Below are 22,367 nucleotides of genomic sequence, written 5' to 3'. Positions count from 1 at the left end.
CCCTCACGGGGCCGGGCCTCGGCGTGACCTGGTTCAGGTGCGGAGCACACGTCGTAGGAGTGATCGGGCCCCGGGCTGAACCGAACACTCCTCGTCCGGCTCGAGCGATGCCCTGCTCAGCGGCCGATGCTGTCCAGCTCGGCGAGGTCCCGCTCCGACAGCGAGAGGTTGGCTCCGGCGATGTTCTCCCGCAGGTGCGCGACCGAGGAGGTCCCGGGGATGAGCAGCACGTTGGGCGAGCGCTGCAGCAGCCACGCCAGAGCGACCGACATCGGGGTCGAGTCCAGTCGGGAGGCGACAGTGGACAGTGCCTGGGACTGCAGTGGGGTGAAGCCTCCGAGTGGGAAGAACGGCACGTAGGCGATGTCGTCCGCGGCGAGCTGGTCGATCAGTTGGTCGTCGTGCCGGTGGGCCAGGTTGTACATGTTCTGCACGCACACGATCTCGCCGATGCTGCGCGCCTCCGCGACCTGCTCGGTGGTGACATTGCTGACCCCGAGGTGTCGGATCAGGCCCTCCTCCTGGAGCTCGAGCAGTGTGCCGAACGCCTCCGCGATCGATCCCGGCTGGGGGCCGTTGGCATCGCCCATGCGCATGTTGACCAGGTCGAGGACGTCGACCTTGAGGGACTCAAGGTTCTCCTGGACCTGTCGGCGCAGGTCGTCGGGGCGTCGCGCAGTCGGCCAACCGCCCTGTTCGTCACGTCTCGCACCGACCTTGGTGGCGATGAGCAGCGACTCAGGATAGGGATGCAGGGCCTCAGCGATCAGCTCGTTCGTGAAGCGCGGTCCGTAGGCGCCGCTGGTGTCGATGTGGGTGATACCTGCCGCCACAGCGGTGCGGAGCACCGCCACCCCGCCATCGTGATCGGCCGGTGGCCCCATCACCCAGGGGCCGGCCAGTTGCATGGCGCCGTATCCGAAGCGGGTGATGGGCGTCCCGCCCAGGTCCCATGTACCGCCGGGAAGGGAAGGGTGAGCCATGGAGTGCCTCTCGTCTTCGGTTGGGGGTGGCGTCTCGTGCCACCGTCGTCCAGTATCAGTGCGCAACTTCCCAACAGGAAGAGACTTATTCAGGGTGATCATGAAGTGCGGTGTTTCTCCAGGTCGGGACCGCAGCGAGGTAGCCCGCCAGGCGGCCCTGAATAAGCCTCGAAGTAGGCACTTACGAGTGCGTAACTCACCGACAAGGCAAGGTTGGACGCCATGGTGACGACGAAGGCAGCGCAGCGGGCGCAGGCGAAAGCGGAGTACAACGCCTTCTTTGCTACGTGTCCCAGCCGGCAGCTGCTCGACAGGCTCTCCAACAAGTGGGTCGTGCTCGTCCTCTGCGCCCTCGGGGATGAGGCGGATGGCGGCGACGGCCCGCGCTCGCGCACGATGCGCTACTCGGAACTCGCCCGCCTGCTGGCCGGGGTCAGTCAGAAGATGCTCCCCCAGACCCTCCGCAGCCTCGAAGCCGACGGTCTGGTCACCCGCACGGTGACCCCGACCGTTCCCGTCACCGTCGAGTACGCACTGACCGAACTCGGGGGCTCACTGCTCGACCTGACTCGTGGTCTGCGACTGTGGGCCCAGGACCACATGGACGAAGTCCTGGCCCACCGCAGCGCCGTGAGCGCGAGCACTGCGCCCTGATCCGGGAAGAGCCCCAGCGGCTCAACTCCACATGTCGTCGGGAGACGTCACACGTCACGTCAGCGCAGCACGGGGAACCGCGACCGGTAGGTGACCAGTCCCCTCCCCGCACGAACGGCCCGGGCTCGCACATCCGGAGCAGCAGTCCTCACATCGACGGGACGAGGACGGTGCGGTCGAAGGGGCCACCGTGTGCGGCCGCGTGGGCGACGGCGTCGTCGACCCGGTCGAGCCCGAAGCGTGTGACGCGTTCGTGGGTGAGTTCGAGGGCCCCGGTCGCGACGAGCCGGATCAGGCCGACGTTCGCGGTGCGCGGATACATCCATTGGCCCCGCACGGTGACCGAGTTTCGCATGATCCAGGGGTAGGGGAGCGCGAAGTCCGCTCCGCCGAGCATGCCGACGCCCCCCATCAGCACGACTCGCCCGTGTTCACGAACGGTCATGGCCGCCGCACGTGCGGTCGAGCTGGGTGCCTGGGGCGGCAGGAGGTCGAGAACCATGTCGATCGGTCGGTCCGCCGCCAGGACCATCGTCGCGCGGTCGGCGGTCTCGTCCCCGCTGAGCTCGACCGGGCTGACCCGCCCGCCGAACCGTTCGGCGAGCAGGTCGAGCGCAGCCCGATTTCGGCCCGGTGCGACCACGTGACCGGCGCCCATCGCCAGTGCGACGGCGACCGCGCTGCTGCCGAGGTTGCCGGTGGCCCCGCTGACCAGCACCGTCTCCCCGGCTGACAGTCCGCCGGCCAGGAGGCCGCCGTAGGGGATGAGATGGATGCCCAGTGCGGACCAACGGGCGGGGTCGTCCGTGGCCGTGCCGGGCAGGAGATGCACGTTCTCGGTGGGGACGCGCATGAGCTCGGCGAACGGGCCGTCGTGCAGATGCCGGGCCAGTCGCGCGCCGCCGTCGCCACGAGAGCTCCACCCCTGCAGCATGATGTCCGGTGTCAGGGCGTCGTCGCGTGCGCGGACCGTCGGGTCACACCAGACGAGATCTCCCGCCCGCAGCCTGGTCGCGTCGGGTCCCACCTCGACCAGGCGGCCGATTCCGCCGAGTCCCGGTACGACGGGTGGTTCGAGGGGGTAGCGCCGCGTTCCGTCGAAGACCTCGGAGGCGTACGGGAGCACACAGGTCGCCAGCACCTGCACCAGGACCTCGCCGTCGCCGGCTTGTGGATCAGGGACGTCGTGGACGACGAACGGGGAGCCGAAAGCGGTCAGTGTCGCTGCGCGCATGGAATGTCCTCTCTCTCGTCGGACACGTTAGGGCGACGCAGGGCATGCAGGAAGCGACGATCGAGCACATCTGGTATGCGTAGTCAGCATGGACTTGTCGAGCGTGGGGCTGCGGGTGCTGTGTCGGATCGCCGAGTCGGGCAGCTTCACCGCCGCCGCAGCTCAGCTGGGCTACACCCAGTCCGCGGTCTCACGTCAGGCGGCGGCGATCGAGCGCAGCGTCGGCGCCACGCTGTTCGAGCGGCGCACCGACGGGGTGCGGCTCACCCGGGCCGGGATGACGCTGCTGCGCCACGCACGGGCGATCCTGGATTCGGTGGACGAGGCAGAACGCGACCTGACCGGCGAGGCTCCGCCGACCGAGCTGGTCAGGCTCGGGTTGGTTCCGGGCGCCGGGCTGATGATGCTGCCCGCCCTGTTGAGGCGTCTGGCCGAGACGGCGCCCGGGATCCGGGTCCACACACGCGACGGCACCACACCCGGTCTGGCGCGGGCACTGCGTGCCGGGTCGCTGGACGTCGCCGTGCTCACGGCGCGCCCGCCCTACCGTCCGCCGGACGGTGAGTCGCCTCGCCTGCACGTCACCGCGGTCCAGGACATCGAGCTCCGCCTGGCGGTTCCGGCCACCGGCGCGTTCGCGGGGCGAACCTCGGTGCATGTCGACGAGCTGCTCGACGCGTCGTGGATCGTCACCCCGTCCTCGAGTGCCGAGCCGCTGCTCGGTGTCTGGCCGGGGCTGCCCGGGCGGGCACGCATCGTCCACCGCGCCCACGACTGGTCGACCAAGTTGCAACTGGTCGCGGGTGGTTTCGGGGTCACCACGATCCCGGAGGGACTGTCGTCCGTCATACCTGCGGGTGTGATCACCGTGGATGTCCAGGGTGCTGCGCCCGAGGTTCGTCGGGTGCTCGTGGCTCGGCTACCTGGTGCCGCCACGCCCGCCGTCGAATCCGTCATCGAGGCGATCGGGTCGACCGTCTAGGTGTCCCCGCCGACGAACACGTCGTCGGTGGCCACCGTCCTGGCGGCCGGGCACGACGACGGCCCGTCCACCCCGGAGCAGCCAGGGGAGAACGGGCCGGTCGTGTGGACGTTGGACGGGCCTGGTGAGGGCCTGATCATGGCGCCCGACCCTGTGTCACCAGGTCGGGCGCCATGGTCGGTCACACGTCGTAGTACAGGGCGAACTCGTACGGGTGCGGGCGCAGCCGCAGCGGGTCGATCTCGTTCTCCCGCTTGTAGGAGATCCAGGTCTCGATCAGGTCCGGGGTGAACACGCCGCCCTCGAGCAGGTAGTCGTGGTCGGCCTCGAGCTTGTCGATGACCGCACCCAGCGAGGACGGGACCTGCGCGATGTCCTTGGCCTCCTCGGGCGGGAGCTCATAGAGGTCCTTGTCGATCGGCGCCGGCGGCTCGATCTTGTTCTTGATGCCGTCGAGACCGGCCATCAGGATCGCCGAGAACGCCAGGTACGGGTTGCCCGACGAGTCGGGGCAGCGGAACTCGACGCGCTTGGCCTTCGGGCTGTCACCGGTCAGCGGGATCCGGATGCAGGCCGAGCGGTTGCGCGCGGAGTAGACCAGGTTGACCGGCGCCTCGAAGCCCGGGACCAGGCGGTGGTAGGAGTTCACCGTCGGGTTGGTGAACGCCAGCAGCGACGGCGCGTGGTGCAGCAGGCCGCCGATGTAGTAGCGGGCGGTGTCGGACAGGCCGCCGTAGCCGGACTCGTCGTGGAACAGCGGCTGGCCGTCCTTCCACAGCGACGAGTGCACGTGCATGCCCGAGCCGTTGTCGCCGAACAGCGGCTTCGGCATGAAGGTGGCGGTCTTGCCGTTCTGCCACGCCACGTTCTTCACCAGGTACTTGAAGAGCATGACGTCGTCGGCCGCACGCAGCAGCGTGTCGAACTTATAGTTGATCTCGGCCTGGCCGGCGGTGCCGACCTCGTGGTGCTCGCGCTCCACCTCGAAGCCCGACGCCTGCATCGCGGTGACGATGTCGGCGCGCAGGTCGGCGTAGTGGTCGACCGGCGGGACGGGGAAGTAGCCGCCCTTGTAGTTGACCTTGTAGCCCAGGTTGCCCCCGACCTCCTCGCGGCCGGTGTTCCACCAGCCCTCCGCGGAGTCGATGTGGTGGTAGGCCTGGTGCGGGTCGGTGCCGAACCGGATCGAGTCGAAGACGTAGAACTCCGCCTCGGGCGCCATGTAGGCGGTGTCGGCGATGCCGGACGCGGCCAGGTACTCCTGCGCCTTGCGGGCCACGTTCCGCGGGTCCCGGGAGTACGGCTCACCGGTGATCGGGTCGTGGACGAAGAAGTTGATGTTCAGCGTCTTGTGCTTGCGGAACGGGTCGACGCGCGCGGTGGTGGTGTCCGGGAACAGCGCCATGTCGGACTCGTTGATCGCCTGGAAACCGCGGACGGAGGAGCCGTCGAAGGCGGCGCCGTTCTCCAGGAGGTCGCCGGCCGTCTTGGCGGGGACGGTGAGGTGCTGCATGACGCCGGGCAGGTCGCAGAACCTGATGTCGACGTACTCGACCTTCTCGTCCGAGATGTACTTGAGTACCTCTTCGGCGTTGCTGAACACTCTCTCGGGCTCCTTCATTCGCTGGTGGAGATCGTGGGTGACGGTAGGAGCGGCGTGTTGCTCACCCATCACTCATCTGTTTCACCGACGTTAACTGACCCGACCGCGAGATCGATCACGTTCGTCATCGGTGTCCGGTCCGGTCCCGCTCGGTGCTGCGGTTACGCCGCCTACGCTAGAGAGCATGGCCCGTTGGATCGAGTCCTGGCTCCCCGGTTCATCCGCAGGAGGTTCCGCCTCTGCCGGACACCCCGGCGAGCGCTTCGGGCTGCCCGCGACCGGCCACTACTCGGTCGCCGGGTTCGGGCGCCGGATCGCCGGCGTCGTCCTCGACTGGTTCCTGGCCTACCTGCTCGTGCTGCTGGTCGCCGGGGTCGACGCGCTCGGCTCCCCGGAGTTCGGCTGGTGGGTCCTCGGGACCTGGTTCGTGATCACCGCGCTGACCGTGTCGGTGCTCGGCACCGCGCCGGGGCACCTCGCACTCGGCATGCGCGTCGCGCGCACCGACATGGCGACCCACGTCGGCGTGCCGCGGGCGCTGCTGCGCACCGCGATGATCGCGGTGGTGCTGCCGCCGTTCCTGCGCGACGCCGACGGCCGCGGCTGGCACGACCGCGCCAGCCGGACGGTCGTCGTGCGGGTGCTGTGGGGCTGAGCCCGCCGGGTCACACGCTCACCGGGGGAGTGCCCAGCACCGACGCCCGGGTGCCGGCCAGGTGCCCCCGCAGCACGGCCACCGCCGCCTCGGTGTCGCGGGCGCGCAGCCCGGCGAGCAGCTGCCGGTGCTCCGAGACCAGGCGCTCGGCGCGGCCGGGGAAGCGCCCGCCGAGGGCGCCCATGTTCATCCGCAGCTGCCGGTCGCGCAGCGAGCCGTAGACCTCCAGCAGGATGCTGCGGCACCCGGCCCGCACCAGCACGGTGTGGAACGCCCGGTCGGCCTCGACGAAGGCGAGCTCGTCGCGGGAGGCGACGGCGGCGAGCTGGTCCTCGATCGCGGCGTCCATCGCGGCGGCGATGTGGGCGAGGGTCTCGTCGTCGACTCCGACGACGGTGGCGATCGCGTGCGACTCGATCACGTCCCGGGCCTCGACCACGGCGTCCACCTCGCCGGGGGAGACCGGCACGACCAGCGCGCCGCGCTTCGGGAAGAGCTTCAGCAGCCCCTCGGCCTGCAGCTGCAGGAACGCCTCGCGGACCGGGGTCCGGCTCAGCTGCAGCGGCCGCGCGACCTGGCCCTCGCTGATCAGCTCGCCCGCGGGCAGGGTCCCGTCGAGGATGCCGGCCTTGGTGAACCGGTACGCCCGTTCGGCGGCGGTCCCGCCCGCCCGTGACCCGTCGTCCACGTCCGAATCATGCCTGACCGCGCCCGCCCCGGATCCGAGAGGCTTGCCCGCCCCGGTCGACGTCCCTACCGTTCATCCCCAAGGACACGGCATAGATGCAAGATGGATACCGGGAGGACCGGGTGATCCTCGCTCACGGTGCGGTGCAGGACCGGGGTGTGACGCCGCTCCTCGACGACCTCGTCCGGCGCACCACCCAGCGCCTCGGCGGAGGTGGCGGGGCCGTGACGCTGCTCGGTGACCGGGCGCCGGTGGTCCACCGCGAGCCCCTGCCCCCGGTCGACGACGTGTTGGCCCGGCTGGTCCGGGAACCGCGCACCCTCCTGATGGAGGGGGACGGCCCCGGCAGGTCGGACGTGCTCGGCACCCCCCTCTGGTGGGACGACGAACTGCTCGGGGCCTGTGCTTTCGGTGGGGGTGGATCCTTCTCCGCCAGCGACGTCGCCGCGGTCGAGGGATTCGCCGCACAGGCCGCCGTCGCGGTGATGGCGGCACGGCTGCTCACCGAGGCCCCGGTCGCTGCGACCGCGGACGCCGGGCACCGGCTGCTCCCCGAGCTGCGGGCCGAGCTGGACCGTGCCCTGCGCGCGCTCGGGGCCCGGGGCGGCGTCGTCACCCTGGGCACCGAGCGGGTGCCGGACCCGGTCGTCGCGACCGGGGTGCGCGAGGTCGCGCGGCTGCTGCTCGACAACGCGGTGCTCCACTCCGGCGCGGGCACGGTGCGGGTGGGGCTGGCGTTCGAGGCGGGCGAGGTCCGCCTGCTCGTCGACGACGACGGCCGCGGCTTCGACCCCGTCACCGCGCCCCGGTCCGGGCTGGACCGGGTCGAGTCCACCGTGCGCGCCGCGGGTGGCCGGCTGGAGATCGACAGCGTCCCGGGCTGGGGGACGCGGGTGCGGGCCTGCTGGCCCGACCCACCCACCCCGTACGCGGCCGGCCCGCTCGCGGCGCCCCCCACGGGCCTGCAGCCGGCCCGCGGCCAGCACCTGCTGACCCTGCGCGAACGGGAGGTCCGCGCGCTCGTCGAGCAGGGCCTGGCGGACAAGCAGATCGCCACCCGGCTGGCCATCTCGGTCAAGACGGTGGAGAAGCACGTCGGCGCGGTGCTGCGCAAGACCGGCGCCCGCAACCGGACCATGCTCGCCCGCTTCGGCGCGGCCACCTGAGCATCCCCGGCTCCCCGAGCACGCCCGGCCACCCGCCGCGGATCCCCTGGGCGAGGGCGTTCCGGTACCCCACACGGTCACCCCGCACGATCGAGGCGTCCGTGCCGGACGGCTGGGCCGGACGGCCCTCCCCGGAGGGTGTGGGGGTGGGGGTGAGGTAGGGAGAGTCCTCATACCTCGCGGGTCCCCGCGCTCCTAGCGTCGTCGACGTACCCGGTACGGACCGGGTCGCCCGACTCGACGAGGAGTGAGGCCCGGATGGCACGACTGACCCTCCAGGACGCCGAGAAGGCGCTGGCCGCCGGACTGGCGAAGGCGACCGAGATCGGCCAGCCGATGAACGTCGCGGTCGTCGACGACGGCGGTCATCTGCTGGCCTTCGCCCGCCAGGACGGCGCGATCCGCGCGAGCATCGACATCGCCCAGCGCAAGGCGCGCACCTCGATCCTGATGGACCTGCCGACCGCCGCGCTGACGCCGCTGGTGCAGCCGGGCGCCGAGCTCTACGGCCTGGAGCACACCGCGGGCGGGATGGTCGCCTTCGGCGGCGGCATCCCGGTCCACCGCGACGGCGAGCTGGTCGGCGCGGTCGGGGTCAGCGCGGGCTCGGTGGAGCAGGACGTGACGGTGGCCGAGGCCGCCGTCGCGGCACTGGCGTGAGCCGGGGGGACGCCGGCGAGCTCGCAGCCGAGTTCGCCGGGACGTTCGTCCTGATCCTCATCGGCTGCGGCACCGTCGCCCAGGTCGTCACCTCCGACGGCGCCGCGGGCGACTGGTCGACGCTGGTGTGGGGCTGGGGCGTCGCGGTCACCATGGGCGTCTACGTCGCCGGCCGGGTGAGCGGCGCCCACCTCAACCCGGCCGTCACCCTGGCACTGGCGGTGTTCAAGGGCTTCGCCTGGCGCAAGGTCGCGCCCTACTGGCTGGCCCAGACCGCGGGCGCGTTCCTCGCCGCGCTGGTCGTGCGTGCCGTCTACGCCGGCCCCATCGCGGCGGTCGACCCCGGCCACACCGTCGCCACCCAGACCATCTTCTCGACCCTGCCCGGTGAGCACGTCTCGATCCTCGCCGCGTTCGGTGACCAGATCGTCGGCACCGCCCTGCTGGTGTTCGTGATCTTCGCGCTGACCAACGCGCTCAACAACCCGCCCGGCGCCAACATGGCCCCGTTCATGATCGGCTTCCTGGTCGTCGGCATCGGCATCGCCTTCGGTGCCAACGCCGGCTACGCCATCAACCCGGCCCGTGACCTGGGTCCGCGTCTGGCCTCGTTCGTCACCGGCTACGACACCGCGTTCGTCACGAGCACCGGCGTCCCGTACTGGTGGCTGCCGATCGTCGCCCCGCTGCTCGGCGGCCTGATCGGGGGCGGCGCGTTCGTCCTGCTGGTCGAGCGCTTCCTCGCCCCCGCCGAGCTGGAGGCCGCCGCCACCGGCGACGTGCCGGTCGGCCGCATCCCGCACCCGGAGGTCCCGGCCGAGCCGGCCGTGGCGTCCCGCCTGGAGGAGACCCGATGAGCACCACCCTCGGCCCCGCCGACTACCCGCTGTCCGTGCAGCGGCCCGACCTGCTGCGCACCCCGACCGGTCGGCCGCTCTCGGAGGTCACCATGGCCGCCGTCGTGTCCGGGGAGATCCGCAACGAGGACCTCCGCATCTCGGCGGAGACGCTGACGCTGCAGGGCGAGATCTCCGACGCCGTCGGCCGCCGCCAGCTCGCCGAGAACATGCGGCGCGCCGCGGAGCTGACCACCGTCCCCGACGAGGAGGTCCTCGCGATCTACAACGCGCTGCGGCCCCGCGCGTCGTCGGCCGCCCGGCTCGCGGAGATCGCCGACCGGCTGGAGAACGACTACGCCGCCACCACCTGCGCCGCGCTCGTCCGCGAGGCCGCGCAGGTCTACGCGGCCCGCGACCTGCTCGCCCGCGAAGGAGACTGACCGATGACCAGCACCCTGCCCGAGGCGGCCACCCCGGCGACCGGGGCCAGGACCTCGAAGCGCACCGACATGCTCGAGTCCCGGCCGGTCAACCTCGACGGGTTCGTCGAGGAGTGGCCCGAGAAGGGTCTCGTCGCGATGGAGAGCGACTTCGACCCCGCGCCGAGCGTGCGGGTCGAGAACGGCGTCATCGTCGAGATGGACGGTCGCGAGCGCGCCGCGTTCGACTTCATGGACACCTTCATCGCCGACCACGCGATCGACGTCGAGGTCGCCGAGCGCGCCACCGCGATCCCCTCGACCGACATCGCCCGGATGCTCGTCGACCCGGGTGTGACCCGGGCCGAGCTCCTCGACATCACCCGCGGCCTCACCCCGGCCAAGCTCCTCGACGTCGTCAAGCTGCTCAACGTCGTCGAGATCATGATGTCGATGCAGAAGATGCGGGCCCGCCGCAGCCCCGCCAACCAGGCGCACTCCACCAGCGCCCGGGACAACCCCATCCAGGTCGCGGCCGACGCCGCCGAGGCCGCGCTGCGCGGCTTCGCCGAGATGGAGACCACCCTCGGGGTCCTGCGCTACGCCCCGCTCGTCGCCATCGGCCTGCAGATCGGCGCCCAGTCCGGGCGCGGCGGCGTCATCACCCAGTGCGCGCTGGAGGAGGCCACCGAGCTCGACCTGGGCATGCGCGGCATCACCGGCTACGCCGAGACGATCTCGGTCTACGGCACCGAGTCCGTGTTCGTCGACGGCGACGACACCCCGTGGTCGAAGTCGTTCCTCGCCAGCGCCTACGCCTCCCGCGGCATCAAGATGCGCTTCACCTCGGGCACCGGGTCGGAGGTCCAGATGGGCAACGCCGAGGGCCGCTCCATGCTGTTCCTCGAGATCCGCTGCATCCTGATGGCCAAGGGCGCCGGCGTGCAGGGCCTGCAGAACGGCTCGATCAGCTGCATCGGCGTACCGGGCGCGGTCCCGGGCGGCATCCGCGCCGTCGCCGCGGAGAACCTGGTCTGCAACATGGTCGACCTGGAGTGCGCGGCCGGCAACGACCAGTCGTTCTCGCACTCGGCGATGCGCCGCACCAGCCGGCTCATGCCGCAGCTGCTGTCCGGCCAGGACCTGGTGTGCTCCGGCTTCTCCGGCGTCCCGAACTCGGACAACATGTTCGCCGGGTCGAACCTCGACGTCGAGGACTACGACGACTGGAACACCATCCAGCGCGACCTGCAGATCGACGGCGGCCTGCGCCACGTCCGGGAGCCGGAGATCCTCGCCGTGCGGGAGAAGGCCGCCCGCGCGATGCAGGCCGTGTTCGCCGAGCTGGACCTGCCGCGGATCACCGACGAGGAGGTCGAGGCGGCCACCTACGCCAACTCCAGCGCCGACTACCCGCTGCGCGAGGTCCTGGAGGACCTCAAGGGCGCCCAGTCGGTCATGGACCGCGGCATCACCGGACTCGACCTGGTCAGGATCCTGGAGCGCACCGGCTTCCACGACGTCGCGGAGAACCTGCTGCAGGTCCTGCGCCAGCGGGTGTCGGGCGACCTGCTCCAGACCTCGGCGATCCTCGACGAGAACTTCGTCCCGCAGGCCGCGATCAACGACGCCAACGACTACGCCGGCCCGGGCACCGGCTACCGCCTGACCGGTGAGCGGTGGAACGCCCTCAAGAAGCTGCGTCACGTCACCAGTGCCGAGAACCCCGAGGAGGAGGTCTCGTGAGCATCGCGACCGACAACCCCGCCCCGACCCCGCTGTCGTTGACCGAGGTCGGGCCCGCCGAGCGCGGCACCCGCCCCGACGAGGTCGTCATCGCGGTGTCCCCGGCGTTCGCCGGGTTCTTCACCCGCACCATCGTGAACGTCCCGCACGCCGAGGTGCTGCGCCAGCTCATGGCGGGCATCGAGGAGCAGGGCGTCACCTCCCGGCTGATCCGGGTGTGGGACACCGCCGACCTGGCGGCCATCGCCCACACCGGCGCGAAGCTGTCCGGCTCCGGGATCTGCGTGGGCCTGCTGTCGCGGGGCACCACGATGATCCACCAGAAGGACCTCGCCCGGCTGTCGAACCTGGAGCTGTTCCCGCAGTCGCCGCTGCTCGACGCCGAGGTGTTCCGCGGCATCGGCTCCAACGCCGCCCAGTACGCCAAGGGGGAGTCGCCGCAGCCGGTGCCGACCCGCAACGACCAGATGGCCCGCCCCCGCTGGCAGGCCAAGGCGGCGCTGCTGCACCTCAAGGAGTTCGAGCAGATCCGCCACGGGGTGCGTCCGGTCGAGGTCACCCTCGGTGCATCGGTCGACGCGGGCTGAAGGAGACACGGTGCACGGGACGGACGGCTCGCGGCTGGTCGTGGGCGTGGACATCGGCAACTCGACGACCGAGGCCTGCGTGGCCTCGATCGACGCGCACGGCCGGGTCGACCACCTCGGGACCGCCCTGACCCGCACCACCGGGGTCAAGGGGACCCCGGACAACACCGCCGGTGCGGTGACCGCGGTCCGCCGGGCGCTGGAGGGGGCCCGGCGGACCGCGGCCGACCTCGACGAGGTGCTGCTCAACGAGGCGACCCCGGTGATCAGCGGTCTCGCGATGGAGACCATCACCGAGACGATCATCACCGAGTCCACGATGATCGGGCACAACCCGTCGACGCCCGGGGGTAGCGGCCTCGGGGTCGGGACCACGGTGTCGATCGACGACCTCACCGGCGACGGCCCCCTCCCGGACGGGCCGGTGATCGTCGTCGTCGGGCGGGGGTGGGACTTCGACCGGGTCGCGCAGGTTCTCACCGCGGCGCACGAGCGCGGGTGCGAGCTGGTCGCGGCGGTCCTGGCCCAGGACGACGCGGTGCTCGTCGCGAACCGGGTCCCGGTCGCGATCCCAATCGTCGACGAGGTCGGCGCGGTCGAGCGGGTGCCGCTGGGCATGGTCGCGGCGGTGGAGGTCGCCCTGCCGGGCCGCACCATCCGGACCCTGTCGGACTCCTACGGCCTGGCCACGGTCTTCGGGCTCGACCCCGACCAGACCCGTCAGGTCTCCCCGGTCGCGCGGGCGCTGACCGGCAACCGGTCGGCGGTCGTCGTCCGGACCCCGGCCGGTGACGTCACCGACCGGCGCGTCCCGGTCGGCGAGCTGGTCCTGACCGGGGCCGGGAAGACCCTGCGGATCGACGTCGACGCCGGTGCCGAGGCGATCATGGACACGCTGGCCAGGGTGCAGCCCCTCGACGACGCGACCGGGCAGCCCGGCACGCACGTCGGCGGGATGCTCGCGCAGGTCCGGGACACGATGACCGACGTGACCGGGCAGCCGGCCGCGGAGATCCGGATCCGCGACGTGCTGGCGATCGACACGTTCGTCCCGCGGGAGGTGCGGGGCGGTCTGGCCGGCGAGGTGTCGCTGGAGAACGCGGTCGCGCTCGCCGCGATGGTGCGCACCAGCCGCAGCCGGATGCAGGTCGTCGCCGACCGGGTCGCCGAGAGCCTCGGCTGCACGGCCCGGATCGGCGGCATCGAGGGCGAGATGGCGGTCCGCGGGGCGCTCACCACCCCGGGCACCGACACCCCGATCGCCATCCTCGACATGGGCGGCGGTTCCACCGACGCGGCGCTGCTCCTGCGGGACGGCACGTGCACCGCGGTGCACGTGGCCGGCGCGGGCGAGCTGGTCACCAAGCTGATCGACTCGGAGCTGGCGCTCGAGGACCGGGAGACCGCCGAGCAGGTCAAGTGGTACCCGCTGGCGAAGGTCGAGAGCTTCTTCCACCTCCGCCACGAGGACGGCTCGGTCGAGTTCTTCACCGAGCCGCTGCCCTCGCACGTGTTCGCCCGGGTGGTCGTCATGACCCCGGACGGGCCGGTCCCGATCAGGACCCGGCACTCCATCGACCACGTCGTGCGGGTGCGCCGCGAGGCCAAGCGCCGGGTCTTCGTGGTGAACGCCCTGCGGGCGCTGCGCCAGGTCGCGCCGGGCGGTTCGCTGCGCATGCTCGACTTCGTCGTGCTGCTCGGCGGGTCCGCGCTGGACTTCGAGATCCCGCAGATGGTCGCCGACGCCCTCGCCGGACAGGGCGTGGTGTGCGGGACCGGCAACGTGCACGGCACCGAGGGGCCGCGCAACGCCGTCGCGTCCGGGCTGGTCGACGCGCACGCGAGCGCACTGGTCGGCAGCGGGGAGCCCGCGGCATGAGCCGGCCGGGCCCGGCCTCGGCCCCGGAGCCGCCGTCGGTCGTCGTCGGTCACCACCCGGACACCCCGGCCCCGGTGCTGCGCGAGGTCCTCGCCGGCGCCGAGGAGGAGGGCGTCCCGGTCACGACCTGGCCGGACCCCGCCGCGGCCGGCGGTCCCGACGGGCTCGTCGCACTGGCCCACCGGGCGGCGCAGCGGTCCCGGCTCGACGTCGGCGTGGGGATCGACGCCGACGGCTCGGTGGTCGTGCACCACACGAAGCTGCCCACCGACCGGCCCGCCTTCACCGAACCCGCACCCGGCCCGGCCGGGTCGGGCGGTCCGGGCGGGTCGGGCTCGGGGGACCGGCCGCACGGGCGCCACGCGGGCGCGGCGGCGGCCCGGATCGTGACCGGGCTGCCGCTGCCCGGACCGGCCGGTGTCCGGCCGTGACGCACCTGCCGCCGTCGGCGACGCTGACGGGACGGGTGACCGCCCGGGGCCTCCTCTGGCTGACGGTGCTCGCCGCGCTGGTCACGTCGTCGACGGCGGCGCAGGCGGTCGCGGTCGTCGCCGCGGCGGGGGCGGTGCTGTGGGTCGGGCCGCTCGCCGGGACCCTCGCGAACGGCTCGCCCGGGACGATCCGGGATGCGAGGCTGCCACGGTGACCGGCCCGACCCACAGCACCGACCACACCGACCTCGCGGGCCCGGCCACCGCCCCGCAGGTGAGCGAGGTGCTGGCCGGGTTGGCGGCGGTCGGACCGTTCTTCGAGCTCCTCGACGTCACCGAGGAGCGGGCGGCAGGGCGGTCGGTCCGCCCGTTCGCCGCCGTCCTGGCCCCGGACGCGCTGCTCGACCGGGTCGAACGAACCCGGATCGCACTCGGGGCCGAGCCGCCGCTGGGCCGGCGGATCGCCGCGTCGATCGCGGTGCAGGGGCTCGCGGCGAAGCTGCTGTCCGGGCCGGTCGCGGCGCTGGCCCTGTACGGCGTGCTGGTCGACCTGCGGCCGCAGACGCTGTGGTGGTCCGCCACGCCGCTGGGCGACGTCGTCGCGCTGGACCCGCCGCGGATGGTCCGCCGCCGGGTCCCCGGGGTCGACGCGCTGGCCCCGCTCGTCGACGAGGTGCTCACCCCGCTGGTGGAGATCGCCGGCGAGCGCTTCGGGGTGTCCGCGACGGTGCTGTGGGGCAACGTCGCGTCGTCGGTCGCGGGAGCCAAGCGGGTGCTCGACATCCAGCGCCCCGACGCTGCGGACGCCGTCGCGGCCGTCGCCACGGACCTGCTGGAGCACCCGCGGCTGACCGGTACCGGGGAGCGGCGGGCTCCGGTGGCCCCGGACCACGCCTGGACGTTCCGGCGCCGGTCCTGCTGTCTGTACTACCGGGTGCCCGGCGGCAGCACCTGCGCCGACTGCGTCCTCGCGGACCTGCGCGGCGAGCCGGCGTCCGGCGAGACGGCCGACTGAGCCGACGGCCGTCGCCGCTGCGGGCCGCGCGGCCGGGCGCGGAGCGGCCCGGCCGGCGGTGGGACCGGCGGCCGGGTCAGCAGCGGGAGGGTCAGCGGCGGCGGACGGTGCGCTGGATGCTGCGCATCTTCGCGCCCTGGGGCATCGGCCCCTTGGGCATCGCCGCGGCGCGGCTGCCGAGGGCGTTGAGCTTGCCCTCCAGGGAGTCCATCTCGGCGGCGGAGATGTTGCGGGGCAGCTTCATGAGGTGGCGCTGCAGCCCCTTGAGCGGGACCTGACCCTCCTCGTTGCCCACGATCACGTCGTAGATCGGGGTGGTGCCGGCGACCCGCGCGGTGCGCTTCTTCTCCTGCGCGAGCAGGGTCTTCACCCGGTGCGGGGCCCCTTCGGCGACGAAGATGATCCCGGGCCGCCCGATGACCCGGTGCACCGCGTCGAGGTGGGTGGTGCCCGCGACGCCCTGGGTGATCCGCCACTGCCCGCGCATGTTGTCCAGCGCCCAGCCCGCGGCACCCGGTTGCCCGTCGGCCTTCACGTAGATCGAGCGCTGGACGCGGCGGCCGAAGATGCTGAACGCCGCCAGCGCGCCGATCAGGATGCCGAAGGGCACGAAGAACCAGACCAGGCCCAGCAGCCAGCCGATGAGCGTGACGACCACGATCGACCCGACGAACACGCCGATCATGATCGGGAGGAGCTTGGAGTCCTCCTTGCGCTGCATCTGGAACGCCTGCCAGATCTGCTGGCGGCGTTGCTTCGACGCGGCCTTCTTCTGGGCCTTGAGCGCCTTCTTCTCGTCGGGCGAGGGCTTACGGGGCTTGCCGGGCATGTGACCAGCCTACGTCCGACCGGTGATCGACGGTGCGAGCAGGTGTCAGCTGCGTGCCAGCAGGGAGCTGGCCTCCTGCGCGGCCGGGCCGGAGTCGGCCAGGTGCGCCAGAGCGGGGGAGAGCTCCTCGCCGCGGTGGGCCACGGTCTGCGCGTAGAGCCTGCCGGCCCGGTAGGACGAGCGGACCAGCGGACCGGCCATGACACCGGCAAAGCCGATCTCCTCGGCGGCCTTCGAGTGCTCCACGAACTCCTCGGGCTTGACCCAGCGCTCCACCGGGTGGTGGCGCTTGGTCGGGCGCAGGTACTGGGTGATCGTGATGATCTCGCAGCCCGCGTCGTGCAGGTCCTGCAGCGCCGAGGTGACCTCCTCGGGGGTCTCGCCCATGCCCAGGATCAGGTTCGACTTGGTGACCAGACCGAACGCGCGCGCCTTGCCGATGACCTCCAGCGACCGGTCGTACCGGAACGCCGGACGGATCCGCTTGAAGATCCGCGGGACGGTCTCGAGGTTGTGCGCGAACACCTCGGGGCGGGACTCGAAGACCGGGACGAGCTGGTCGTCGATCGAGTTGAAGTCGGGGGCCAGCAGCTCGACGCCGGTACCCGGGTTCAGCTCGTGGATCTTGCGGACGGTCTCGGCGTAGAGGCAGGAGCCGCCGTCGTCCAGGTCGTCGCGGGCGACACCGGTGACGGTGGAGTAGCGCAGCCCCATCTGCTGCACCGACTCCGCCACCCGGCGTGGCTCGTCGGTGTCCAGGTCGGCCGGCTTGCCGGTGTCGATCTGGCAGAAGTCGCAGCGACGGGTGCACTGCTCCCCGCCGATGAGGAACGTCGCCTCCCGGTCCTCCCAGCATTCGTAGATGTTGGGGCAACCGGCCTCCTCGCACACCGTGTGCAGGCCGCCCGAGCGGACGAGACCCTTCAGCTCGGTGTACTGCGGACCGGTCTTGGCGCGGGTGCGGATCCAGGACGGCTTGCGCTCGATCGGGGTCTCGCTGTTGCGGACCTCGAGGCGGAGGAGCTTGCGGCCTTCGGGTGCGATGGTCACGCGCCCAGCCTACGCCCGGGGTCGGGTGTGACGCCGGTCGCGGCGGCCGTGACCTGCCACAACCGGGCGGCGAGCACCGGGTCCTGCGCGGCAGCGGACCGGCGGGCCGGACCGGCCGGTCAGTGCGCCTCCAGGGGACCGGACGGGCCCAGGTAGTCCCCACCGTGCACCGGCCCGGTCGCGGCGGCCCACTGCGCGGCGATGCCGTCCTCCACCGGCTGCACGACCAGCCGTTCGGCGGCGAGCAGCACCTGGGCCCGCAGGCCGCCGCCGCCCGCACGCCGGTAGGAGTTCGCCAGCAGCTGCGACGCCGTCATCCCCGGGTGGGCCGCCACCGACAGCACCGGCTGCCCGGACAGCCGCAGCCGCCGGTCCAGCTCGGCCGCGAACAGCAGGTTCGCCAGCTTCGAGGCGCCGTAGGCGAACACCGGGGAGTACCGGCGCCGCCGCCAGTGCAGGTCGTCGAGGTCGAGACGGGCGCTGCGGTGCCCGATGCTGGAGGTCGACACCACCCGCGACGGGCGCTCCGGGTCCCCGGCGCCGCACAGCGCGGGCATCAGCAGCCAGGTCAGCGCGGCCGGGCCCAGATGGTTGGTGCCGATCTGGAGCTCGAACCCGTCCGCGGTCTCACTGCGCGGCCCCACCGCGACGCCCGCATTGTTCACGAGCACGTCCAACCGGTCCCCGGTGCGCTCGCGGATCCGGGCCGCCGCGGCCCGCACCGAGGCGAGGTCGGCCAGGTCGAGCAGCACCAGCTCGCCGCCCACCTCGCGGGCCGCGGCCCGGCCCCGCGCGTCGTCGCGGGCGGTCATCAGCACCCGCGCCCCGGCGCGGACGAAGCGCGCCGCCAGCGCGCGGCCGAGGCCGGAGGTCGTGCCGGTGACGACGACGGTACGGCCGCTCAGGTCGGGGAAGGACTGCACGGCGGCACCGTAGCGGCAGACCCCGACAGCGATATGACGGCGGCCGGGCGGGCGCCGGGCGGGGCCGCTAGCGTCGGCGTCCGTGGACTTCCGGATCTTCACCGAGCCCCAGCAGGGCGCCCGCTACACCGACCTCCTGCGGGTCGCGCGCACCACGCAGGACGCCGGGTACGACGCGTTCTTCCGCTCCGACCACTTCCTTGCGATGGGTGACGGCAGCGGCCTGCCCGGCCCGACCGACGCCTGGGTGACCCTCGCCGCGCTCGGCCGCGAGACCGAGCGCATCCGGCTCGGCACCCTGGTGACAAGCGCGACGTTCCGGCTGCCCGGCCCACTCGCCGTCGCCGTCGCCCAGGCCGACGAGATGTCCGGCGGTCGCGTCGAGGTCGGGCTCGGCTCGGGCTGGTTCGAGGCCGAGCACCGGGCACTGGGCATCCCGTTCCCGCCGCTGGCCGAGCGCTTCGAGATCCTCACCGAGCAGCTGGAGATCCTCACCGGGCTGTGGGCGACCCCGCTCGGCGAGCGCTTCACCCACCAGGGGCAGCACTACACGATCACCGACTCCCCGGCGCTGCCGCGCCCGGTGCAGGACGCGCCGCCGGTGATCGTCGGCGGGATGGGGAAGAAGAAGACCCCGGCGCTGGCCGCCCGGTTCGCCACCGAGTTCAACGTGCCGTTCCAGCAGCCCGAGGCCGTCGCCGACCAGTTCGGGCGGGTCCGCGAGGCCTGCACCGCGGCCGGGCGCGACCCGGGCACGCTGACCTGGTCGACCGCGCAGATGCTGTGCCTGGGCAAGGACGACGCCGAGGTCGAGCGCCGTGCCGCCTCGGTCGGCCGCGACTCCGCCGAGGTCCGGGAGAACTGCCTGGCCGGCACCCCCGGCCAGGTCGTGGACCAGCTCGGCCGGTGGTCGGAGGTCACCGGGACGACCCGGTTCTACCTGCAGATCCTCGACCTGTCCGACCTCGCCCACATCGAGGACTTCGCCGCGACGGTGATGCCGCAGCTGACCTGAGGCACCGGGGCCGGGGTCAGCCCAGGCCGGACATCAGGTCGACCTGGCGGACGACCGGGTGCTCGGTCACCGGCAGCCGCCCGTCGAGCGCGTCCAGCACGGCGGCGGCCGCCGGGCCGGCGACCTCGTCGACGGTCACCGCACGGTCCAGCTCCGCGCTCAGCGTGGTCACACCGGCGTCGGCGATCCCGCACGGCACGATCCTGCCGAAGTCGCCCAGGTCGGCGTCGCAGTTGATCGCGAAGCCGTGCTGGGTGACCCCGCCGGCGATCCGGACGCCGATCGCGGCGACCTTGCGCTCGGGGGTGAAGCCCTGCGCGGGCAGCCACACACCGGACCGTCCCTCGACGCGGCCCGCGTCGGTGACGCCGAGGTCGTGGCAGACCCGGATGAGGGCCTCCTCCAGGCGGCGGACGTAGTCCACGACGTCCATCGGCTCGCCGAGGGCGACGATCGGGTAGCCGACGAGCTGCCCCGGCCCGTGCCAGGTGATGCGTCCGCCCCGGTCGACGTCGACGACCGGGGTGCCGTCGGTGGGCCGGTCCTCCGGCCGGGTGCGCCGGCCCGCGGTGTAGACGGGCGGGTGCTCCAGCAGCATCAGCACGTCCGGCCCGCCGTTCTTGCGGGCCTGCGCGTGCGCCTTCTGGGTGTCCCACGCCGCCTGGTACTCAACCCGTCCGAGCCGGTCGACCCGGACGTCGTCGGTGCGGGCGCGGCAGGACAGGTGCGGAGCGGCCATGGCGGCGAGCCTACGCCGCACCCAGCCGGGCGAGGACGGCCTGCGCGGCCCGGCGACCGCTCACCAGCGCCCCCTGGGTGGACGGTGTGTCGCGGTGGTCGCCCGCGACGAACAGGTTCTCCCCGAGGTCGACGTCGCGGCGGACCGGGCGCCCCGCCTCGAACAGCGGCAGCGCCTCGTCGACCTGGGCGGTGTGCAGGTGCAGCCAGTCGTCGGTGCCGACCCCCCAGATCCGGGCCAGCTCGCGACGCACCGCGGGCTCGTCGAGCCCGGTGGATCCCGGGGTCCCGACGATCGACGACGCCACCAGCGGGCGCCCGTCGGCGGAGTAGCCCGGCGCGGCCGCGGTCAGCACCATCGTGTTGACGACCGGCCCGCCGGTGCCGTCCAGGTGCAGCAGCGCAGCGGCCGTCGGGGCCTGCGGCGGGACGTGGAAGAACGTGGTCAGCGCGTTCATCCGCGGCTCGGCGACCCCGGGCAGCAGCGCGGCGGCAGTCCGCGGGTCCGCCGCGACGACGACCGCGCGCGCCGACAGGGTGCCGCCGCCGGTGTCCAGCTCGGGCGCGGGTCCGCCGCGGACGGCGTGCACCCGGGTCCCGAGCGTCACCGTGCCCTCGGGCAGGGCCGTGGCGAGGCGCCGGGGGAGTGCCTCCATGCCGTCGTCGGGGACGACGATCGTGCCCAGGGCGAAGCTGCGCCACACCAGCCGCACGAACGCGGTCGAGGTCTCCAGCGCCGTCTCGGCGAGCACCCCGGACAGGAAGGGGCGCAGGAACCGGTCGGTGATCGCGCCGCCGAGGCCCGCGGCGTCGAGGTCCTGGGCGGCGGAGGAGCCGACGAGCGTCGCGGTCCGCGACGGCGGCGAGGCCAGCACCTTCGCCGTCCACGCGACGAGCTTGGCCTTGTCGATCGGGCCGAACAGGTCGTCCAGCGCGGTGGCCGGGGCGGACGCGGGCCGGCGCAGCGGGTTGACGAAGCGGTGCAGCTCGCCGTCGCCGGCCCGGATGGCGGTCCCGGGCTCGAACGCCCGCGCGCCCAGGGTGTCGAGCCCGTGCGGGGCGAGTGCGGCGTGCAGCGCGGGGTAGGAGCTGTTCAGCACCTGGAACCCGCGGTCGCAGCGGAACCCGTCGACGACGTCGGTCGCCATCCGGCCGCCGACCCGGTCGGCGGCCTCCAGCACGCGCACGGTCAGCCCGCGCCGGTGCAGGACGGTGGCCGCGCGCAGGCCGGCGAGGCCCGCCCCGACCACCAGGACGTCGACCCCGGACGGGGTCATGACCCGACCGCGGCCGAGAGCGCGTCGCCGATGGTGTGGTGGCGGAACTGGAACCCGGCGTCGAGCAGTGCCGCCGGCACCGCCCGCTGACCGCCGAGCAGCATCTCGCGGCCCATCTCGCCGAGCACGGTGGAGATGACCGGGCCGGGGACCGGGAACGGCGCGGGACGCCCGACGGCGGCGGCCATCTCCTTGGTGAACTCGGCGTTGGTGACCGGTACCGGGCCGGTCACGTTCGCCGGGCCGGACAGCGACTCGGTCTCGACGGCGAACCGGATCGCGGCGACCTGGTCGTCGAGCGAGACCCAGGGCATGTACTGGGTGCCCTTGCCGATCCGCCCGCCGAGGAAGCCCTTGAACAGCGGGCGCAGCATCGCGAGCAGCCCACCGGACGGGGACAGGACCAGACCGGTGCGGACGAGCACCACCCGGGCGCCGGCGTCCCCGGCGGGGGCGGTGGCGGCCTCCCAGTCGCGGCAGACGTCGGCGAGGAACCCCGAGCCCGACGGCGCGGACTCGTCGACGACGACCTGGCCGGTGTCGCCGTAGTAGCCGACGGCCGAGCCGCTGACCAGCACCGGGACCCGGTGCCGGGCCACGGCCTCGGCGAGGACCTCGGTGGGGACGTTGCGCGAGTCGCGGATCAGCTGCTTGCGGGCGCCGGTCCACGGCCGGTCGGCAATGCCGGCGCCGTTGAGGTTCACGACCGCGTCGACACCGTCGAGGGTGCCGTCCTGCAGGGTGCCGGCCGGTGGGTCCCAGCCGCGCTCGTCGGGGGCGGCGGGGGTGCGCCGCACCAGGCGCAGCACCTCGTGCCCCGCGCCCCTCAGGTGGGCGACCAGGGCTGTTCCGATGAGTCCGGACGAACCGGCCACGACGACTCGCACGGCGGAGATCCTTCCCGGTCCCGGGCGGACGCGCGAGCCGGACATACCGCGACCGTCGTCACCGGTCACCCGGACCGGTGACGACGGCGGCCCGCCCCGGGGAACCG

Annotated in this window: 24 protein-coding genes and 1 pseudogene; 14 read left to right on the top strand and 11 right to left on the bottom strand. The window is 72.9% G+C overall.

Annotated elements, in window-relative coordinates:
• Window positions 1-116: 116 nt before the first annotated feature.
• On the bottom strand, window positions 117-983 hold the full coding sequence (locus tag KPL59_RS23420) for an aldo/keto reductase family oxidoreductase (protein WP_226352087.1): 867 nt from the start codon (window positions 981-983) through the stop codon (window positions 117-119).
• Window positions 984-1,205: 222 nt separating this feature from the next.
• Between KPL59_RS23420 and KPL59_RS23415 the strand changes: the two genes are divergently transcribed.
• Entirely contained in the window at window positions 1,206-1,637 is a 432-nt protein-coding gene (locus KPL59_RS23415; RefSeq protein WP_226361968.1) for a helix-turn-helix domain-containing protein, read from the top strand.
• A 148-nt stretch (window positions 1,638-1,785) separates the two neighbouring features.
• Here KPL59_RS23415 and KPL59_RS23410 read toward each other — a convergent pair whose 3' ends face one another.
• Entirely contained in the window at window positions 1,786-2,871 is a 1,086-nt protein-coding gene (locus KPL59_RS23410) for an alcohol dehydrogenase catalytic domain-containing protein (protein WP_226361967.1), read from the bottom strand.
• 88 nt (window positions 2,872-2,959) lie between these two features.
• Here KPL59_RS23410 and KPL59_RS23405 point away from each other — a divergent pair, with 88 nt between their 5' ends.
• Complete coding sequence (locus KPL59_RS23405; protein ID WP_226361966.1) at window positions 2,960-3,853, top strand: LysR family transcriptional regulator; 894 nt, start codon at window positions 2,960-2,962, stop codon at window positions 3,851-3,853.
• Here KPL59_RS23405 and KPL59_RS23400 read toward each other — a convergent pair.
• Both KPL59_RS23400 and glnA read right to left on the bottom strand, forming a co-directional pair.
• Window positions 3,850-3,993 (bottom strand): hypothetical protein, encoded by a 144-nt coding sequence (locus tag KPL59_RS23400; RefSeq protein WP_226352083.1) that lies wholly within the window; start codon window positions 3,991-3,993, stop codon window positions 3,850-3,852. The genes KPL59_RS23405 and KPL59_RS23400 overlap by 4 nt on opposite strands.
• A gap of 41 nt (window positions 3,994-4,034) precedes the next feature.
• The gene (gene glnA / locus KPL59_RS23395) at window positions 4,035-5,456 is read right to left on the bottom strand and encodes a type I glutamate--ammonia ligase (protein ID WP_020626170.1); all 1,422 of its coding nucleotides are present in this window, start codon (window positions 5,454-5,456) and stop codon (window positions 4,035-4,037) included.
• A gap of 184 nt (window positions 5,457-5,640) precedes the next feature.
• Here glnA and KPL59_RS23390 point away from each other — a divergent pair, with 184 nt between their 5' ends.
• Window positions 5,641-6,111, top strand: coding sequence for an RDD family protein (locus KPL59_RS23390; RefSeq protein ID WP_226352082.1), 471 nt, complete (start codon window positions 5,641-5,643; stop codon window positions 6,109-6,111).
• A gap of 10 nt (window positions 6,112-6,121) precedes the next feature.
• Here the strand turns inward: KPL59_RS23390 and KPL59_RS23385 are convergent, their stop codons facing one another.
• Entirely contained in the window at window positions 6,122-6,799 is a 678-nt protein-coding gene (locus KPL59_RS23385) for a GntR family transcriptional regulator (RefSeq protein ID WP_226361965.1), read from the bottom strand.
• Window positions 6,800-6,921: 122 nt separating this feature from the next.
• Between KPL59_RS23385 and KPL59_RS23380 the strand changes: the two genes are divergently transcribed.
• The 10 genes from KPL59_RS23380 to KPL59_RS23335 all read left to right on the top strand — a co-directional run bounded on the left by KPL59_RS23380 (window position 6,922) and on the right by KPL59_RS23335 (window position 15,541).
• A complete protein-coding gene (locus KPL59_RS23380) occupies window positions 6,922-7,965 on the top strand; it encodes a LuxR C-terminal-related transcriptional regulator (RefSeq protein WP_226352080.1) in 1,044 nt (347 codons plus the stop codon).
• A 258-nt stretch (window positions 7,966-8,223) separates the two neighbouring features.
• Window positions 8,224-8,625 carry a heme-binding protein gene (locus tag KPL59_RS23375; RefSeq protein WP_149666046.1) on the top strand — a complete coding sequence of 134 codons (402 nt, stop codon included), beginning with the start codon at window positions 8,224-8,226 and terminating at the stop codon, window positions 8,623-8,625.
• Window positions 8,622-9,482, top strand: coding sequence for an MIP/aquaporin family protein (locus KPL59_RS23370; RefSeq protein WP_020626175.1), 861 nt, complete (start codon window positions 8,622-8,624; stop codon window positions 9,480-9,482). Before KPL59_RS23375 ends, KPL59_RS23370 begins: the two co-directional genes overlap by 4 nt.
• A complete protein-coding gene (locus tag KPL59_RS23365; RefSeq protein ID WP_020626176.1) occupies window positions 9,479-9,904 on the top strand; it encodes a diol dehydratase small subunit in 426 nt (141 codons plus the stop codon). The genes KPL59_RS23370 and KPL59_RS23365 overlap by 4 nt, the downstream gene beginning before the upstream one ends.
• A gap of 3 nt (window positions 9,905-9,907) precedes the next feature.
• Window positions 9,908-11,629 carry a propanediol/glycerol family dehydratase large subunit gene (locus KPL59_RS23360; protein WP_226361964.1) on the top strand — a complete coding sequence of 574 codons (1,722 nt, stop codon included), beginning with the start codon at window positions 9,908-9,910 and terminating at the stop codon, window positions 11,627-11,629.
• Window positions 11,626-12,216, top strand: a complete 591-nt coding sequence (locus KPL59_RS23355) for a propanediol/glycerol family dehydratase medium subunit (RefSeq protein WP_226361963.1) — start codon at window positions 11,626-11,628, stop codon at window positions 12,214-12,216. The genes KPL59_RS23360 and KPL59_RS23355 overlap by 4 nt, the downstream gene beginning before the upstream one ends.
• Window positions 12,217-12,226: 10 nt before the next feature.
• The gene (locus tag KPL59_RS23350; protein ID WP_226361962.1) at window positions 12,227-14,095 is read left to right on the top strand and encodes a diol dehydratase reactivase subunit alpha; all 1,869 of its coding nucleotides are present in this window, start codon (window positions 12,227-12,229) and stop codon (window positions 14,093-14,095) included.
• The gene (locus tag KPL59_RS23345) at window positions 14,092-14,526 is read left to right on the top strand and encodes a glycerol dehydratase reactivase beta/small subunit family protein (RefSeq protein WP_226352076.1); all 435 of its coding nucleotides are present in this window, start codon (window positions 14,092-14,094) and stop codon (window positions 14,524-14,526) included. Before KPL59_RS23350 ends, KPL59_RS23345 begins: the two co-directional genes overlap by 4 nt.
• The gene (locus tag KPL59_RS23340; protein ID WP_226352075.1) at window positions 14,523-14,741 is read left to right on the top strand and encodes a hypothetical protein; all 219 of its coding nucleotides are present in this window, start codon (window positions 14,523-14,525) and stop codon (window positions 14,739-14,741) included. The genes KPL59_RS23345 and KPL59_RS23340 overlap by 4 nt, the downstream gene beginning before the upstream one ends.
• A complete protein-coding gene (locus KPL59_RS23335) occupies window positions 14,738-15,541 on the top strand; it encodes a (2Fe-2S)-binding protein (protein WP_226352074.1) in 804 nt (267 codons plus the stop codon). The genes KPL59_RS23340 and KPL59_RS23335 overlap by 4 nt, the downstream gene beginning before the upstream one ends.
• 91 nt (window positions 15,542-15,632) lie before the next feature.
• Here KPL59_RS23335 and KPL59_RS23330 read toward each other — a convergent pair whose 3' ends face one another.
• From KPL59_RS23330 to KPL59_RS23320, 3 genes and pseudogenes are all read right to left on the bottom strand, one after another.
• Window positions 15,633-16,370, bottom strand: coding sequence for a DUF4191 domain-containing protein (locus KPL59_RS23330; protein WP_020623524.1), 738 nt, complete (start codon window positions 16,368-16,370; stop codon window positions 15,633-15,635).
• 45 nt (window positions 16,371-16,415) lie between these two features.
• Window positions 16,416-17,420 (bottom strand): lipoyl synthase, encoded by a 1,005-nt coding sequence (lipA, locus tag KPL59_RS23325; RefSeq protein WP_226361961.1) that lies wholly within the window; start codon window positions 17,418-17,420, stop codon window positions 16,416-16,418.
• Window positions 17,417-18,343 (bottom strand): annotated as a pseudogene (locus KPL59_RS23320) (SDR family NAD(P)-dependent oxidoreductase). Before KPL59_RS23320 ends, lipA begins: the two are co-directional and overlap by 4 nt.
• A gap of 82 nt (window positions 18,344-18,425) precedes the next feature.
• Between KPL59_RS23320 and KPL59_RS23315 the strand changes: the two are divergent.
• Window positions 18,426-19,358: an LLM class F420-dependent oxidoreductase gene (locus KPL59_RS23315; RefSeq protein ID WP_226352072.1), complete on the top strand. Its 933-nt coding sequence runs from the start codon at window positions 18,426-18,428 to the stop codon at window positions 19,356-19,358.
• Between the two features lie 16 nt (window positions 19,359-19,374).
• Here KPL59_RS23315 and lipB read toward each other — a convergent pair whose 3' ends face one another.
• From lipB to KPL59_RS23300, 3 genes are read right to left on the bottom strand one after another with little or no spacing between them, the layout of a single operon-like run.
• Window positions 19,375-20,097 (bottom strand): lipoyl(octanoyl) transferase LipB, encoded by a 723-nt coding sequence (gene lipB / locus KPL59_RS23310; RefSeq protein ID WP_020623520.1) that lies wholly within the window; start codon window positions 20,095-20,097, stop codon window positions 19,375-19,377.
• Between the two features lie 10 nt (window positions 20,098-20,107).
• Complete coding sequence (locus tag KPL59_RS23305; protein WP_226361960.1) at window positions 20,108-21,373, bottom strand: NAD(P)/FAD-dependent oxidoreductase; 1,266 nt, start codon at window positions 21,371-21,373, stop codon at window positions 20,108-20,110.
• Complete coding sequence (locus KPL59_RS23300; RefSeq protein WP_060711603.1) at window positions 21,370-22,260, bottom strand: TIGR01777 family oxidoreductase; 891 nt, start codon at window positions 22,258-22,260, stop codon at window positions 21,370-21,372. Before KPL59_RS23300 ends, KPL59_RS23305 begins: the two co-directional genes overlap by 4 nt.
• Window positions 22,261-22,367 lie beyond the last annotated feature (107 nt).

Origin of the sequence: Pseudonocardia sp. ICBG1142, assembly GCF_020496255.1 — a bacterium.
Lineage (GTDB): Bacteria > Actinomycetota > Actinomycetes > Mycobacteriales > Pseudonocardiaceae > Pseudonocardia.
Note: the sequence above shows the minus strand (reverse complement) of the source record. Positions and strands in the feature narration are given on the sequence as shown.